Source organism: Symmachiella macrocystis, from assembly GCF_007860075.1.
GTDB lineage: Bacteria > Planctomycetota > Planctomycetia > Planctomycetales > Planctomycetaceae > Symmachiella > Symmachiella macrocystis.
Map to the genome: position 1 here is coordinate 2,397,847 of NZ_SJPP01000001.1, position 17,730 is coordinate 2,415,576.

The following is a 17,730-nucleotide window of genomic DNA, read 5'->3' on the forward strand; positions in this document are numbered from 1 at the left end:
TCAGACCACATTCGACGAGCACGCATCCGGTGTCGCGCACCACCGTTGCCAGGCTGCTTGATACTGATCTTCCAATCCACGCACGTAGGCCGGTTCATCGCACAGTGGGGAATCGCGCGCCATGATGCGTAGTTGTTGTCGCAACTCCGCTAATTGTTGTATCGACGCTGCCCAGCGACATGCGGCGGCGACGTATTCTTCCGGCGACTCGACAATGAACTCGGTCAAACCAACAGTCGTCAGCAACGACGCCGTCATCCGCTCGACAAAGGCATTGCCGCGGAGAGAAATCGCAGGGACTCCCATCCATAACGCTTCACAAGTTGTCGTCGCCCCGTTGTATGGAAACGGATCCAATGCCACATCGACACGACCATAGAGCGCCAAATGTTCGGTGATTGATGCCGTGGGGCCGATCAGTTCGATGCGGTCGACGTCAATGTTCCGTGCTGCGAATTCCGCGACATAACGTGCGCAGACGGTGTCGTTGGCGAATGAACGGTTTTTGAGAATCAGTCGAGACGCGGGTACCGCACGCAGGACGGCTGCCCAGACGTCGAGGGTCGGTTTGCTCAGTTTGCTCAGTTTGTTGAACGAACCGAACGTAACCTGTCCGCTCTGTAGTGCCGGCAGCGATACGACTTCGGGGGCATTCGGCGGCGGTGAATAACAGAGGATTCCGCCGGGAACGCGCAGAAGTTCTTCGGGGTGTCTGTGAGTTTCTCCGGGCGGGTCGGCGATGGCGTCGGTGATCCGGTAATCGATCGCCGCTAATCCGGTGGTGGTCCCGTATCCCAAGTAGGTCATCTGCACCGGCGCGGGACGACGGGCGAAGATCGCCAGTCGGTTGCCCGACGTGTGACCGGCTAGGTCAATGAGAATATCGATTTGATCGTCGCGAATCATCCGCACCACAGCGTCAACCGTTTGCCCACAAGTCGTTCGCCAGCATTGGGGCAAAGGCCGCAGACGGTCCGTCACAGAATCGTCGTCGCGATGTTCGGCGTAGCAGGTCACGTCAAAACGTTCCCGGTCGTGGTTTCGCAGGATCGATTCCATGAAAAATCCAACCGGATGCATACGAAAGTCGGGCGAGACATAACCGATCTGCAGGCGGCGTTGTGGATCACGATCGTGGCTGAACGACGAGTCCGTTGCGGAGAGGTGAGCCAACCGTGCGCCCCATTCGCAATGTCGACGAAGAATCTCTGTTTGCGTGATTTCCGGTTGATACAACGGCAGCATGAGGGCACTGCTCTTGACGGCCTCACAGGTCGGATCAATTTTCTCCGCACGTTCATAGACCGCCGCAGCTTCGTCCATACGTCCCTGCAGTTGCAGGACGGAGGCCAAATTCAGATGCACCTCGATCGATTGTGGACAGACCTGCAGCGCTGTGTGGTAGGAATCTTCTGCAACGGTGAAATCTCCGGCCGACGTTAAAGCTGTTCCCAGGTTGATGTAGGACTCGACATGCTGTGGGTCAAACTGCAATCCGCGGCGATAACTTTCGGCCGCTTCCTGGAAACGGTCTTGCGCGCGTAGCACGTTGCCTAGATTGAAGTGGGCTATTGCTGAGTTGGGTGATAATTTCACAATGTTCCGGAAGCATGTTTCGGCTTCAGCAAACTGTTGTAGTGATTTCAGCGACACGCCGAGATTGTTCCACGCATCGACGTAGGCCGTGTCGCATTGGACCGCTTGACGATAGTGCGAGACTGCGTCCTCGAGTCGGCCTTGGTCTTGACGGATCCGCCCCAGATTGAAGTGTGCCAGCGCATGTTGCGGTGCGCGCTTCAACACTTGAGCGAAATACTCCGCTGCCGCGTCCTGCTGCCCTAACGATGCCTGTACCACTCCCAGATTGAGCCACGCTTCACAATCGTCGGGATGGTTTTCGAGCACCGATCGATGACACTGCGCCGCTTCTTCATACCGCTTCAGGTTTTGGAGTGATTTGCCGAGATTCGTCCAACCGGCGCGATGTTGGGGATGGGTTGTGAGCAATTGTTGGTAGGCAATGACGGCCTGATCGTGATTGCCTTGCGCCGCAAATGCAGTAGCGAGATTGTGTTGAGCATCGGCAAAGTCAGGCTGTAATTGCACGGCGCGGCGATAGTGTTTGATCGCCGTATCGAAATCGCCGGTTGCCTGATGCGCGGCGCCGAGATTGCTGTACATCATCGCCCGCGGCGGATCAGCATGTTGTACCGCGCGTCCGATCAATTCCACGGCAGCTGTGGCGTTACCGCTTTGATGCGCGAGCACGCCCAGCAAATGTAGTGCTTCGCCGTGTGTGGGATTGTCCTGTAAGACCGCCCGGTACAGACGTTCCGCTTGCGCCAAGTCACCAGCCTGGTGCCTGTCAAACGCTTCACGCAATTCTGAAACCACTTCGGTCATCGTAAAATTTGCTCGCAAGTATCAATGACAAACGACGTTTCCGCCGGGCACCATTGCCGCCACATTGTGCGGTAGGCCTCTTCAATGTTCGTGGCATATCGCCGCGCGTCGCAGACAGGCGATGTTAACAATTGATCACGCAGGGAACCTCGCAGCCTACGCAAAGACGCCACCTCCGCTGCCAGTCTCGCCGCATGAGACACGTAGTCCTCCCGCGATTCAGCGATCCATTCGTGGAGTCCAATGTGCGTCAGCAAACTGGCACCCATGCGACCGGCGTGTCGATTGCCGCGGAGCGTGAGCACCGGTACTCCCATCCAGAGAGCTTCGCACGTGGTTGTGTGGCCGCTCCAAGGAAACGCATCCAGGATGACATCGATCTCATCATAGACTCGCAAGTAGCCGCCTTCTGTTGTGGAGAGTTGGCGGAAATCAATCCGTCCCGACGCAATTCCATTTTCGACAAACTCAGCAGATAAACGTGCGGCCGAGGACCGCGACAACGTGGAGCGGGCGATCAGCAACCGCGATTGCGGTACGCGGTGCAATACGGCACTCCAAGTTTCGACGACATGCGGATTGAGTTTTGCCAAGTTGTGTAGCGACCCGAACGTAACATAACCCTTCCGGTCCGCAGGCAACGAGCAAACCTCGACGTCAAATTTTGGGGGCGCATAACAACAAAACGGTCCGGGCAGTGGGATTAATGTTTCACTGTGCGACCGCGCTTCGCCCGCAGGGTCGGTAATCCCGTCGGTGATTCGGTAGTCGATCGTCGACAAACCGGTCGTGTTGGGATATCCCAAAAAACTAACTTGCACAGGCGCCGGCTTTTGCGCAAAGACCTGCAGTCGATTGTGGGCCGTATGCCCGGCCAAATCGACCAGGATATCGATCTCGTCGGCGACAACAGCTTGCACCATCTGCTCATCGCTCCAACGGCGCACATCCCGCCAACGGTCAGCGCCTGCTTCGATCTGGGCGGTCATGCGATCCGGTCGGGGGAAGTTGCTGTAGCAGGTCACTTCGACAGCAGTGCGGTCGTGTTGCTGCAGCAGCGGCAAAAAGAAAGAGGCCACCGGATGCGTGCGGAAATCGGGCGACGCATATCCGATCCGCAATCGACGCTCAGGATCGGCCACGTTGCGAAATTGTCTTGGCGGACAGTCCATCGCATGTTGCTCAGCCCAAGCGCGATGTCGCTGAAATAGCTCCTGCAGTGACTGCTCCGCGAGGTAATTCGCTGCGACGAGCGCATTGCTATGCGTAGCTGCATCGGCCGGCGCGATTTGTTGCGAACTTGTATAGGCCGCAAACGCCTCGGCTAAACAGCCCTGAGATTGTAAGACCGAGCCGCGATTGTTGTGCGCGATCGCATGTTGGGGGTTGAGGCGGCAGGCTGTGGTGAAAGATGTCAGGGCTTCATCGAGTTGATCGCGGCTGCGGTAGGCATTGCCCAGGTTGTTGTATGCCTCAGCATAGTCCGGTTTGAGTTGGATCGTCGTTTGCAAACAGACTATGGCTTCGTCAGTCTGTCCAATTTCGAGTAAGGCATTCCCAAGATTGTAATGTGCATAGGCAAAGTTGGGATTGCATTGCACCGACGCGCGAAATTCCTCAATCGCAGCTTGAATCTCACCCCGGTCGAACAACAGGTTCCCTAAATTCAGCCGCGATTCCGCATGCCGTGGGTCCACCTGTAATGTGCGGCGATAGCCCGCTTCCGCAGTTGCGGTTTCACCGGTGGCTTGGTAAGCACGTGCCAAGTTGAACTGTGCAGCCACGTAATGGGGAGCCAATTCCACCGCTCGCCGGCAACTGAGAATCGAATCGCTCAGCCGCCCCATGGCCAGTTGGCTGGCTCCCAAGTTGCTGTGATAGAGATGATTGTTACCGTTGATCGCAATTGCCTGCTGGATCAATTCCACAGCCAATTGATGCCGACCCGATTGGTGAGCGACGACTCCCAACAAATGCAGGGCATCCGTATGAGCGGGATCAACGCGCAGCACGCTACGATACAGGCCTTCGGCTTCACCGAGCCGCCCTGCTTGATGATTGTCGAACGCGACTTTAAAGAGGTCGCGGTTCTCGTTCATGAATGTCGTTGGGGTGCGAGTATTCATTGAGGAGATTGTCGATCGTGGTGACACCACCGCTGCCAGGCCCGGCGATAAACGGTTTCTAATTCGTGCGTATAACCGATCGCATCGCACAGCGGTGAGGCGCGCATTTCTTCGCGGATCGCACTGCGAATACGCGACAGATCTTCCGGGGCAGCGGCGAGTTGTGTAGCGCGACTGACAAACTCCGCTGCTGTAGTTGTGATTAATTCCGGCATGTTCAATTGTGTGAGGATGCTAGCCGAAATCCGCTCCACAAAACTTCCGCCGCACAGCGTGAGCACCGGCACGCCCATCCACAACGATTCACAGGTCGTGGTGGAACCGGTATACGGCAGCGAGTCCAACATGATGTCGATGTTGCCATAAACCGCCAAATGCTCGTCGAAGGGCAGTTTTCCACCGAGGATGTCGATGCGGCTGGGTGCAATCCCGTGACGGGCGAACAGTTCCCGGTAATAGTCCGCTGTTTCGGAATCATTGAACGTCGGGTATTTCAACACGAAACGCGAGGTCGGCACCTCACTTAAAACTTGAGCCCACAGTTCCACAGTCCTAGCATTGATTTTGGCGGGATTATTGAATGATCCAAAGGTGATCCATCCATTGCGCAGGAGCGGCGCCTCGGCAACCGGCGGCTCGGCGGTTGCAGGTTGAAAACACAATAGCCCATGCTGTAAGCGGATGAGTTGCTCGGTATGCGTGACCGGTTCTCCAGCAGGGTCAGCGACCGCGTCGGTCAAACGATAATCCACTGTTTCCAAACCGGTCGTGCCGCCATAACCCAAGTACGTCATTTGCACCGGCGCTGGTTTGCGGGCGAATAGTCCCAGTCGGTTCCCGGCGGTATGTCCGGCCAAATCGATGAGAATATCGATCTCGTCGGCGACGATCGTCGCGGCTAGTTCGTCATCGCTCTGCCAATTGGTGATCCGCCAACGGTCCACGAGCGATTCGAAACGCGCCGTCGCTGCATCCGGAGCGGTAACGTTGGAATAACAGGTGATTTCATAGTCCGCCGCATGGTGCAGCTTGAGAATCGGCTCGATGAATGTTCCCACCGGATGTGCCCGGAAGTCGGGTGAGACGTATCCGATGCGGAGTTTTCGCTCGGGATCGCGAGAATTGTCGTAATGCTCGACCCGCTTACACTGCCCGTGTGCCGCAGCCCATTTTCGGTGTTCGTGAAAATGCGCCTCGCGATCATTCTCCGGCAAGTAAAAGAGGCTCAGCAATAAATTGCTGTGTGTGGCGGCGCAGTTGGTGCGGACTTGCACCGCCTGGCGATAATGCGCCACAGCCTCTTCGATCCGGCCTTGGGTTTGGTACGAGAGGGCCAAATTGTTGTGCGCTTCGGTGCAAGCGGGGTCCAATTGGATCGCACGTTGAAATTCCGCAACCGCCTCACCCGGTTTTCCCTGTCCACGGAGCACGTTCCCGAGAATGTTGCGCGTGTTGGCATGTTGGGGATTTAATTTGATGGAACGTCGGCAATAATCGAGAGCGGTGTCCAACTCGTTGGCCAACAGGTGAATCAGCCCCAGATTGCAAAGTGCGTCGGCGTGCTGGGGATTGAGGGCGAGCGTCTTGACGAAGTGACGCTGGGCCTCGGCCATCTTTCCTTGATTTAAGAAAACGGCCCCTCGATCATGCCACGCGGCCACATGATTTGGATCGACTTGCAGTGCTGCCGCAAAGCATTGATCCGCTAACTGGAGACGTTGCTGCGAGAAATGGGTCCGACCGAGTTGATAATGCTGGTTCGCGTCGCGTGCGTCGGACTGGTTCACTGTTTGCAACCGATCGATCGGCTGTTCGATATGACCGGTTTTGAGATAGGCTTCAGCCAACGCTTCGTGGGCTTCGACCCAGTTACCACGAATCGCCAATGCATGTTCGAGGCTGCAAATCGCCTCCTGGCATTGCCCGACCTCCAGTTGCTCTCGGCCCAATTCGTAGTAGACCGCCGCACTCGACGGATCTTGTTCCAACGTGCCCCGATAAAGTTTGACGGCCCGATCAAGCGTTTGTTGGGCAGCCGGTTCGTTGTTTGGGGCAGGAGAATTCGCTGCGGGTAGCGCGATGGCATGTCGAATGGCGTCAACGCCTTCGCCCTTGCGGCCTTGAGTGTGTGCGACTATTCCCAACAAATGCCACGCATCGCGCTGCGCAGGCTCGATGCGGAGAATCTGACGGCAGAGTCGTTCCGCGGTTTGCAGCTCTGCCGGATTCGAAATTCGCCGCTGCGTTGTGCCCTGTTTTGAAATGGTCAGCATCGTATTTCTTCCGACGGAATCCGTTCCGAGATAGACCGCGCATGGTCCCCAACCGACGTGTCATCGCTATTTGGCTTCGAGTGTGTCTCTTTCCATTGCCGCCCAGTCATAACGACATCGCAGCGACGGACTTCGAGCGGCGGTAATGAATTTATCGGCTAGGGGCAATGTGCGGTATGAGCCGAGTTTTCTCGGCATCGGGTATCTCAAGGCCAAGGCCACTGCCGCATCATGGCGTGACTGGGGAATACCAACGAAAAAACGGCGTCATTTCGGTGAAGAAATGACGCCGTTTGTCTGATTCCGCGTTTCGCCTTGCGGCGTGAGAGCTTAACCGAGGAGGGTCAAGACCTGCTGCGGGTTGTTATTGGCGATTTGCAAAACGGAGATGGCCGCCTGCGAGAGGATTTGGCTCTTCGTCAGTTGGGCCGTTTCCGCGGCGAAGTCGGTATCGATGATTTCGCTACGGGCGGCGGAAATGTTTTCCAAAGCCACACCCAGCGAGGTGATGTTCGTTTCGATCACGTTCTTCTGAACCGCACCCAACCGGCCACGCAGGTTGGAGACACGGTTGATCGATTCATCGATGATGTTCACCAAGTCGGCACCGGTGACGCTGGGACCGACATCGTTCAAGCTTTTACCCCGGCCGGAGCCGAGTTCGTAAATCTTACCCGAGATTCCACCCAGGCGGGCCGTGTTGATCGCTTCGATCCCCATGCCCAATTGGCCGGCAGCGGAAACCTCTTGACCGATCTGGAACAGTGAGCCGCCACCGGTGATCGTTACCTGAGCCGTTTCAGCAGCGACGTTGTTGACCGCGTTGAAGGTCAAGGACGCGACTAAGTTAGCACTGGAGACTGAGGCTTTCAGCCCAGTTCCTTGAGCAACCTGACCGTTGATGTTGGCGACGACGTCAGCACCGGTGTCCCGTGAGACTTGGACGGCCGATGTTCCTGTCGAATCGTACGTGTCGAACGATCCAGCCAAGACGTTGACTTCAACAAATTCGCTCGACCCAAAATTCTGGGACGTAAGGGTCAACGCTGCAGTGCTGCCTGACGATGCATCCGTTCCGTTGATCGCTTGCGCTGCAGAGGTGTAGTTAAAGACTCCAGAACCGTCATTACCCGCCGCATTGGAAGCGGTCACTAGAGCAGCGGCGGTCGTATTGCCGTTGATCGCGGCAATTACGTCCGAAGCCTGGACACTGGAGGTGTCCGTTTGTGTGGCGTCAACAGCCAAGGCAACCGTGATGGCGGAACCCGAAACGCTTACCGAGGTACCGTCGTTGCTGTCCGCTTGCAGCGAGAAAGCGACTGACGGGATATTGGTACCGGTCAGCAATCCCGCGGTATCGTTGGTAATGACGATGTCGTTGTTGGTATCGAAGTTTTCGGTTCCGTTATTCAACGTCGCATTGGTTAATGCACCCGAGACAACGCCCGAACCGGTCGTGCCTGAGTCATCCGGGAGGCTAATGCTGGCCAAGGCTGTCGCATTGGAGTTGGCATTAAACAACGCTTCGATGTCCGATGCGACGGCAACCGAGGCACTATTCGTGTCATTCTCCAGTGAGATTGTGATGACGTTACCAGTCACAGAAACCGAGGACGCATTGTTCGTGTCGGCGTTCAGCGAGAAGACAACCGAAACGGCGTTCGTTCCACTAAAGGCTCCGGCGGTCGCTGCTGTAAACGACAAGTCGTTTTCGTTACCAGCGGAAGTAAACGAGGCTGTCCCAGCGGTTGCGGCAGCACCTGTCGCAGCGAGGGTCACCGTTCCAGCCGCAGCCGCAGCCGTACCAGCGTCGTCGACAAACGTCGCTTCGACGCCTGTGACGTCGGTGGCGGCGTTGATAGCGTCGCGAATGTTTTCGTAAGTACTGGAGGAACCGAAGAACAGCACTTGGCTGCCGACGGAGCCTGCAATTTCAACCGTAGTTTCCTGAGTCAGGTCGCCACCGGTATAAGAGAGCGATCCTTTTTCAGCTGCGGTCGTGATCGTCGCATCGACTAAGATCGTCGAGCTGGAGCCGAACACGGCTTCGTCGATCTGGAACTCGCTGATTTTAGCGGAGTTCGTCGTGCTAACTTGCGTTGTGAACGATTTTGATCCGTCGATCAACTTATCGCCACCAAACGTCGCGTTGGCGGAAATCCGGTTGATGGCCGAAAGGGCGGAGTCGATCTGCAGCTGGTTCGCGTCGATTTCCGTTTGCGACAGGGCACCGGTATTCAACCCTTCTTGGACCAAGCCACGAATCTGGTTGAGCAGTCCGCTGATTTCGCCCAACGCCGAGTCGGCGGTAGCGATCACGTTATTAGCGCGATTACTATTTTTGATCGACGTTTCAATCGAGACGATCTGAGACTTCAGCGTCTCACTGGCGATCAAACCGGCCGGATCGTCTTTACCGGAGTTGATTTGCACACCGGTTGAAAGTCTTTGTAATGAGGTGTTTAGGAGTGAATTGGCGCGTTCGACACTCCTCAAGCCTCGTAATGATGCAACGTTGGTGTTGATCCTCGTCATGTCAAACAGCCTTTCCTTCTTTGTTTAATCCCTCACCAGCTTTGAGCGGGTGGGATGGAATCGTGAGTTTTGCTAGGTGTTTTCCGCATTCCTTGACGGAATAGTAGTGATTCACCAAACGACCCCACGACTCCGTGTAATGCTGGTTTGCTTCCTTTGTCAGAAGGAAAGCTGGCCAATTGGGGGGCCGAGATTAATACGCACAATGAAAACGTCGTTTCAACTTTATCCCACACGTACGATTTTAACTGTCAATTCATATCGCCAGTACGCGTGAGACCATCAATGATATTTTTCGCGCGAGACTTCGCCTTATTCATCGAATATCGTCGCGATCACCTTGATGCTTTAGTTAACATAGGTAGTTTCGGTAACAGTTTTCCGCTTGCGGTATTTGTAATGCGTTAAGCAGTACGATCCCCAATTCGTGTTTTCGTGTTACCAGTGATGCAAATCGCAGTGTTGTCAGCATTTAGCAGACTTATCGGTGTTTTGATTTTTTTTGGTTGCAACTTAGGAATTCATAGGTTTGTGAATTCGTTTTGATCGCAACCACTGCCTCGACTTACTTCTTTGAAGGCGCGGGCTTTGCCGCGGCTTCGCCATCATCGGAACTCTGTTCGGCAGCTCGGCGATTTTCGCGCTGGATGGCCTCGTAGACTTCCTGGCGATGAACCGGGATTTCCTTGGGGGCATCAATGCCTAAACGGACTTTGTCGCCGCGAATATCGACGACTGTCAACACAATGTTGTCACCGATGATGATGCTCTCGTCGCGTTGTCTCGACAAAACAAGCATCGGCTTACTCCTTAGACCCTATGCGGATCCTGTTCGAGAAATAGATTTTCACTTCAGCGGCAGCTGGGTACTTGATGCCGACAACTGTTGCCGACGTACCACAATCAACCGGCGGTGAACTCACCGCAAACTCCCAGTTCGTTACACGTGGCAAAAACGCCACACGCAAACATACGTCGAGAAATCCGTCAGCCAAGGCAATTCAATAAATTTTGTAGAATGTACAATTCCGCGCCGGTTTCAAGGCCCGCCGACAGTCGTCGTTGTCACTTGTCATGAAGCGTCAAACACAACTGCCGCTGAGTTTTGAAGCCGGCATTGGAAACCCTGCCTCAACAAATTTATGGCCGCCGCGCTGTGCCGAAGGCGAACGCTGAGGGCGTTCGTTTTCGGCATCGTGCGACTTCCTGCGGCGAACGCGCACCGCTAGGGTGTCCTTCGCCAATGTTTTCCTCATACCACTTCGCATGGATGAGCATTGTCGCGACTCGCTGCAATCGGCAACGATAAAAACCAATTCAAGCACCGACAAACTTTTTGCCGGACAGAAGCGGCTTGCTAAGTGTCCACGACTTTTTGGATGCGCACCCCTGACATAATGAAATGTTTAAGGAGACGTCTTGAATAATCGTCACGGCTATCTCGCTAGAGGAGTCTGCTTTGACAAAAACGATCGTTAACGCAAATCTGCGGTTAATCTATTACGCTGATGCCATCTGTGACGATTGCCTGCCTGAATTCTTGGCGGAATCACGCGGCAACATTTGCATTTACGCAAATCATCATACTCACAACATGTTAGGAGTATTCCCGACGTAGCGATTGTGCCTTTGATGCCGTCAGGATTTCATTGACTGCATGACACAAAGCATCGGGATCCAGCAATCGCCCGCGGCGGCTGAGAATTCGGCCGTTAACGATCACCGCCGGCAATGAAAAAAACTGCAGCGTAGAGCACAAACCTTTGCCCCATCCAGGACGATACTGCCACACGTCCTTCACCAACTTGGGAATCAGATACGGTTGGTTGCGGGGATCGACTGTGACGATGGTCAATTCTCCCCGTTGCTGTTGGTCTGCGAAAAACTCCACAACAGCCCTGTGCAAGATTCCGAATGCTTCTTGCTGATTGCGGACTTCCTGGAAGGCATCCCTGCTGCCAGTCAGGCATGGATCTCCGGCGACCCGCCCGCAACATCCGCTACCGGACATCTGTTCGGCGGTCTCACGAATGAGGATGATCGAGACCTGGGGGACTGGTTTAGTTTCCGACGGCATGGCCGGTTCCTCGTACTTCGTCTAATTGGCCGGACCCACCTTATCCCAGATGAGTGGCGGATACGACTTCCGACTGGTCATCATGTGGGTCCTCATCATCATGTGCGATACTCAACCCACCACGACCCCGGCAGAAGGACAAAATGGCTTCAATCACCAGCCAAGTCGTCATTAAAACAACCACCACCGAAACGCCAAAGAGCAGCCACTGCTTGTCTTTGTAAAACCCATCGAGTTGAATCGCCATGGCCCAGGCGGTCATCACCAACATCATTCCCATCGGAATAAGCGTATAAATAATCGGTCGCCGCAGTTTGAATAAGAACAAACTCACCGTCAGCAACGTCAAACCGGCGAGCAGTTGATTCGTGGTGCCGAACAACACCCACAGCGCCGCACCTTGTGGTTGCGCGAACAGGGCAATGCCTCCCACAGCGATCAACGAGGCGAAATATCGGTTGGCGAGTGGTTCTAATTTGATCGAGCGGAAAATCTCTTCGACGTTGAAGCGTAAAAGGCGCGTGGCGGAATCTAAGGTTGTCATGGCAAAGGCCACGATGGTGACCGCCAAGAAGGCTTGTCCAAATCGTTCGCTCACGCCGACTTCGCTTAGAAAATTGGCGCCGCCATGAATGACGGCATCCAACTGCACGCCCAATCCTCCTTTGCCGATTCCGCCCCAACTCGCATACGCGCCGCCCGCTTCCCATGCTTGGCTGCCTAATCCGGCAACGCAGGACATGATGACCAATATCGCGAGTGCCCCTTCGGTTAGCATGGCGCCAAAACCAATCGGCAGGGCATCGGTTTCACGATCCAGTTGCCGCACCGTGGTGCCGCTGGAAACCAAACTGTGAAACCCGCTCACCGCGCCGCAGGCAATCGTGACAAACAAAAACGGTACCATCGGCGGCGCCCCCATTTGGGGGTCGTCCCGAATCATGGCCGCATCAATCACATTGAAATCCGACCCCGTCGACGCAGCAACCGCCAAACCGGCAACCAATAACGCCAACGCCAGATAAAGTTGAAAGCTGTTGATGTAGTCCCGCGGCTGGAGCAACAACCACACGGGCAACACCGACGCGACGAATCCATAACCAAGCAGCACATAAATCCACGTGCGGCTGGCCGTCGTCGCGGCGGCGGTCAGGTCGGCGGCGGCAGATTCATGACCGCTCTCTTGCAAGACTTGAGCCGCAGCAATGGAACCATGGTCGACATCGGCTCCCGCATTACGACTTTCGGTGAGCAGTTGTTGCGTCGCGTCTGAGGCGAACCACTGATACGTGGGTAACGGTTGTTGCACGCCCCAATAAATCAGTCCGCCAAAAGCAATCAGTCCCACAACCGTCGCCGGGCCAAGTCCCACACGCAAACGATACACGGCAATGCCGATACACATTGCCACCAACATCAACCCAAACGAGGGAATAATCGCACCGGGGTGGAATTTCACGAACAGCGCCGAGATGGCGTTGACGAACGCCCCCATTGCCAACGACATCAGAAAAAAGATGATCAGCAAAAACAAAAACCGCGCCCGGTGACCAATCAAGTCGCTGCAAACGTCACCGATGGAGCGCCCTTGATAGCGCAGGCTAACGGTCAGTGCGCCCAAGTCATGCACGGCTCCCATGAAGATGCAGCCGCAGACGACCCACAACACCGCTGGTCCCCATCCCCAAATCACGGCAATCGCCGGTCCCAGAATCGGACCGAGACCAGCGATCGAGGCAAAATGGTGTCCGAACAAGACGGGGATTTTCGTCGGAACATAATCGACGCCATCCTGTTTGGTATGCGCCGGCGTGGGACGGTTGGGATCCAAACGAAAAATACGCCGCGCCAAAAATCGGCCGTAGGTAAAATAGGCCAAAATCAGCACCGCGAACGAACACAATGATATTAGGACGGCATTGGTTGCCATGGGAGTTTGCTCCGGGCCGACTGAACAAGACGCAACATCGTTCTCAAAGTCTCATTCTGTCGGGATCGCCCACAAACGGCAAGCACGATGGAGGGGTTGCGGTCAACGCGGGTGTTTAAGGAGCAGCCGGCTTGATCGAAGCTGGGGCGCTGAGTTCGTTAAACAACGTGAAATCAGGCTCCACGCCTCCTTCGCGGCGGGTGAAGTAGTTGAACATCATCAGTCCGTCCGCACCCTCGTCATACAACTGGCGGGCGATGCGGCGATATCGGTCACTGTCCTTTTCCACTTCAACCGAGGCATAGATCGGTAGCTCCGCCGGCATGAGTTTGCGGTATTCCTGGATCGGCAACGGGAAATCGTTCCGCAAATAGTGCGACACTTCGACAAAATCAATCAGCCCCTCTTTGGCCCAGGTGACCGGGTCGAGGCCGATGGCCAAGTTTTGTCGGGGGCGAGCCATGATACGGGCAGAAAGCAACAACGGCCGGCCCCGTTTTTCACCGACTTCGCGGGTCATGGCCCGGACCTCTCGCATCCAAGCAGTCATGGTCTCCACATTCTGCGGACCGGCGTCCTGCGGAAAATAGATGGGGAAGCGTTGGAAATCGATATCCAATCCATCGATCGGGTACCGCTCACAACACTCACGAAGTTCCGCCAACCGTTGCGCACGGACCTCGGGAATGGCGAAATTCAATGCTCCGGGAAACCAAGAAGCGACGATCGGATGCACGCGGTGCTCTTTGCTGCCGCCGATGATTTCCGCAAACAGCGGGCTGATTTCATCCCCAATTTTGCCGACGCGCCACTCGGGATGTTCGCGCCAGAAATCGGTGACGATAAAACTGTCGGGGTTTTGCACATCGTGGATTTCATTCGGCCGGTAGGAGATGAAAACCTCGAGCTTCTTTTCACGGGCGCGGTCGATCATCACGCGAAACGGGTCGTGCCCAGCATCGATGATCCCGTAAAAATTTGCCAAGGCGCGTTCCGCAGAGCTCTCTTTCGTCAAGCCGGCCTTCCGCATCTCGGCCAGTTTTTCCGGCGTCAATTGCGCGCCGATGATCTCTGTCACTTCGCTGGGATAGGCCATCGGCATGCCCCAGTTGGGCGAGGCGAAAAAGGTCGTCACCCCGGTCCCCACAACTTCGTCAACATACCCCTGCAAATCCGCCACACTCATCGGTGCCGGCTTGTAGTGGTACATGTGGTTGGCGTCGGAGTTATAAATAAACCGCCGCTGCCGTGGTTTTTCGGCAGCCGTGAGTGCTAATGCTTGCACGGCCCCGAGTAAAAAGCAGCCCAACAGGACTGTAAGACGTCCGACATGCCCGCGTCGAATCTCAATAGTGGCGGTGTGGTCTGATGATTTCATCGTTTGATTGTTTCCCAATAGCAGTAGCAACTCACGTATACAGCGGATCGATTACCGCACCCGCATTGAGTTGATGCGGTCGCTGGAGGCGATCGATGATGATACTCTCCGGATCGATTCCCAAGGCGGAATAGATTGTGGCGCCAAAGTCGGCCGGGTACCAGCCCCGCGTTGCGGGGTCGGAGGCCATGCTATCGCTCGCACCGATGACTTGTCCGCCGTGGATTCCCCCACCGAAAAAGACGGCCGAGAAAACGCGCGACCAGTGATCGCGTCCGGCGTTGGCGTTAATTTGCGGCGTGCGACCAAATTCGCCTGTGGCGACAATCAACGTCTGATCCAACAAGCCCCGCTGTTCCAGGTCGGTCACTAGCGCGGTCATGCCTTGATCAAACGGCGGGAGGTGTGTTTCTTTGAGCCGTTTGAAATTCTGCCCGTGCGTGTCCCAATGATTCATCGAGCCCATGTTCGCCTGAATAATAGGAACTCCCGCTTCGACGAGTCGCCGCGAGAGCAGCAAGGATTGGCCAAAAGCGTGACGGCCATAACGGTCACGCATCTCGGCTGATTCGCCGTCCATATCAAAAGCATCACGAAATTTGCTGTTCCCCGACAGCAAGTTGTGCGCTTGTTTCATCCGCTGAGACATATCGCGGACACTTGTCGCTTTGTCGAGTGCGCGGCGCTGCGCGTCGATGCTTTTTAGCAATTCCTGACGATTGTCCAATCGTTCGACAGTCACACCTTGCGAGAGTTGCAGTTCATCGATGCGAAAGTTTTTGCCGTTGGGATCCTTGGTGACGTGCCAAGGATCATAGTCCCCTCCGAGAAAGCCCCCGTTCTGGCCGCAAAAACCGTAGCCGTTGTTCAAATAAGTCGGTAGCATCACACCGGTGGGAAGACCATCGGGGCGGGGGTGGAGATATTGCAGACCGGACGCATAGCAGGGAAAGTCGCGACGACTCGCCATATGCGTCGAACCGACCGGCTCTTTGTTAATGCCCGTCAGCATGCGATGCGTGCCATGCTCGTGCGACGGCAGCGAATGCGTCATCGAGCGGATGATCGCATATTTGTCGGCCAGTTGTGACAACTTTGGGAGATGTTCGCTGATTTGGATGCCGGGAACGTTGGTGTCGATCGGCTGAAACTCACCACGAATTCCGGCAGGAGCTTCCGGTTTGAGGTCCCACATGTCTTGATGACTCGGCGCGCCGGTCAAAAAGACAAAGATCACCGACTTCACTTTTCCAAAGTGAGACGCGTCGGCTGCGGACGCCGAACGTTGTGCGCCAACAATGTTCTGTAAGCCCATTCCCAGAAATCCGGAAAAACCGACTTGCAGGATCTCGCGTCGGTTGCGGTCCGCCGCTTGGAACAGAGACGAATTTTCGGGCATCGCGGAGGGCTCCGAGACGGGGTGGGTAAATTGCTGCCAATTTTCAGCAATCGGACAAACACGCGGTACGAACTTCGTCTTGCCAACGCGACTCGCCGCCGACTTGAGCCGTCATACTAGCCCATCAAGCCGGCAATGGGATCCGCGTGATACACGAAGTGGGGTCGATTCAGCGAGCTGTACCAAGCCGCTTCACGATGAATCCCCAGAGCATCATAGATCGTTGCTGACATGTTTTCCGGCCGTTGAGGCAGGTCCTGCGGATAACCGCCGATACTATCGGTCGAACCGATGACCGTTCCGCCGCGGACGCCGCCGCCGGCAAAGAAGACCGATTGCACGGCTCCCCAATGGTCGCGGCCGGGGTATTTGTAGAAACGGGCCAGTCGCGAAATTTTCGGGGTCCGGCCAAATTCTCCCGCCATCACAATCAAAGTCGAATCCAACAACCCGCGCTGTTCCAAATCATCAATCAACGCCGAAACGGCGCGGTCGGTGGGGGGGAAGAGATGATTCTTAAGATGCGGGAAAATGTTGCCGTGTGTATCCCAGGATTCGTTGCGGCCCAGATTCACCTGCACCATGCCCACCCCCACTTCGATCAAGCTGCGGGCCATGAGCAGTGACCAACCGAAACGATTTTTGCCATAAGCTTCTTGGACTTCGTCCGGTTCCGCATGCACGTCAAAGGCTTTGCGGACTTTTCCGGAGGTTAATAACGAAATCGCTGTTTGGCGATTGCGGTCCATGGCGGCGACATCGGCGGCGCGATCGAGATGTCGTTGGCCATCCTCGACAATTTGCATCAAATCCAACCGGCGTCCGAGTCGCTGCGATGTCAACTGGTCGGGCAGGCGGAGGTTGGGCGATTCGAAAACGGGATCGCCTGTGTGTTCCCAATCGCGCTGTTGGTGGTCAAAACAATTCGGGCAAGCGCCGCACTTTTTACATTTGGCAGCGGCATCGATGACCCAAGGATCGCGTTGTGGTCCCATGATTCCGGCGAACTGTCCCGGAATGACGCGGCCGCTGGCGTGGATGAACGTTTCGGGAATCACAGCCGCCGACGGAAGATGATTTTTCCCTTGAACGGTGGCACTGACGATCGAGGCAAAGGTGGGGTCGTCGGTCGGCATCGGCTTGGAGGGATTGAAGCCCCGCGGCATTTCGCTGCGACCGGTGAGCATGATGTGATGCCCGTTGGAATGCTCATTGTGGCCATGCGTCAACGAGCGGACCAACGCCCAATGCCGGCTCCGTTGCGCGAGTAGCGGCAGGTGTTCGCTGATCTGAATGCCCGGTGTGGCCGTATCGATCGGGCGAAATTCACCCCGTATCGTATCGGCCGCCTCGGGTTTCATGTCGAAGCTTTCGTGCTGCGACAAACCTCCGGAAAGAAAAATATAAATGACGGATTTCACCGGCGGTTGAGGCGCGCCGGTGTGTGCGGCTTGGGCACGCAAGGCGGTCACATCCGACATCGATAGCCCCATCAGTCCAATCCCCCCGGCGCGCAACATCTCTCGTCGATTGACAGTGGGATGTTTCAGCAAGGAGGGGGCGGGTGGGATCATCGGTTGGCGTCGCATGTGTGGGGCGTGAGGATCAA

General features: G+C 55.8%; 10 protein-coding genes. All 10 read right to left on the reverse strand.

The features are described 5' to 3' along the window. The 10 genes from CA54_RS09270 to CA54_RS09315 all read right to left on the reverse strand — a co-directional run bounded on the left by CA54_RS09270 (position 1) and on the right by CA54_RS09315 (position 17,710). Positions 1–2,403 carry a tetratricopeptide repeat protein gene (locus CA54_RS09270; RefSeq protein WP_146370505.1) on the reverse strand — a complete coding sequence of 801 codons (2,403 nt, stop codon included), beginning with the start codon at positions 2,401–2,403 and terminating at the stop codon, positions 1–3. After that, entirely contained in the window at positions 2,400–4,502 is a 2,103-nt protein-coding gene (locus CA54_RS09275; protein WP_197532324.1) for an O-linked N-acetylglucosamine transferase family protein, read from the reverse strand. The genes CA54_RS09270 and CA54_RS09275 overlap by 4 nt, the downstream gene beginning before the upstream one ends. 23 nt (positions 4,503–4,525) lie before the next feature. Next, entirely contained in the window at positions 4,526–6,802 is a 2,277-nt protein-coding gene (locus CA54_RS09280) for a tetratricopeptide repeat protein (RefSeq protein WP_146370507.1), read from the reverse strand. A gap of 330 nt (positions 6,803–7,132) precedes the next feature. Then, positions 7,133–9,337, reverse strand: coding sequence for a flagellin N-terminal helical domain-containing protein (locus tag CA54_RS09285; RefSeq protein ID WP_146370508.1), 2,205 nt, complete (start codon positions 9,335–9,337; stop codon positions 7,133–7,135). Between the two features lie 565 nt (positions 9,338–9,902). Beyond that, positions 9,903–10,136, reverse strand: coding sequence for a carbon storage regulator CsrA (csrA, locus tag CA54_RS09290; RefSeq protein ID WP_145380382.1), 234 nt, complete (start codon positions 10,134–10,136; stop codon positions 9,903–9,905). Between the two features lie 798 nt (positions 10,137–10,934). Further along, a complete protein-coding gene (locus CA54_RS09295) occupies positions 10,935–11,414 on the reverse strand; it encodes a hypothetical protein (protein ID WP_146370509.1) in 480 nt (159 codons plus the stop codon). Between the two features lie 40 nt (positions 11,415–11,454). Beyond that, entirely contained in the window at positions 11,455–13,344 is a 1,890-nt protein-coding gene (locus CA54_RS09300; RefSeq protein ID WP_146370510.1) for a carbon starvation CstA family protein, read from the reverse strand. Positions 13,345–13,459: 115 nt separating this feature from the next. Continuing rightward, a complete protein-coding gene (locus CA54_RS09305; protein ID WP_146370511.1) occupies positions 13,460–14,722 on the reverse strand; it encodes a glycosyl hydrolase family 18 protein in 1,263 nt (420 codons plus the stop codon). A gap of 31 nt (positions 14,723–14,753) precedes the next feature. After that, positions 14,754–16,121, reverse strand: a complete 1,368-nt coding sequence (locus CA54_RS09310; protein WP_146370512.1) for a DUF1501 domain-containing protein — start codon at positions 16,119–16,121, stop codon at positions 14,754–14,756. 116 nt (positions 16,122–16,237) lie between these two features. Beyond that, on the reverse strand, positions 16,238–17,710 hold the full coding sequence (locus CA54_RS09315) for a DUF1501 domain-containing protein (protein WP_231963016.1): 1,473 nt from the start codon (positions 17,708–17,710) through the stop codon (positions 16,238–16,240). Positions 17,711–17,730 lie beyond the last annotated feature (20 nt).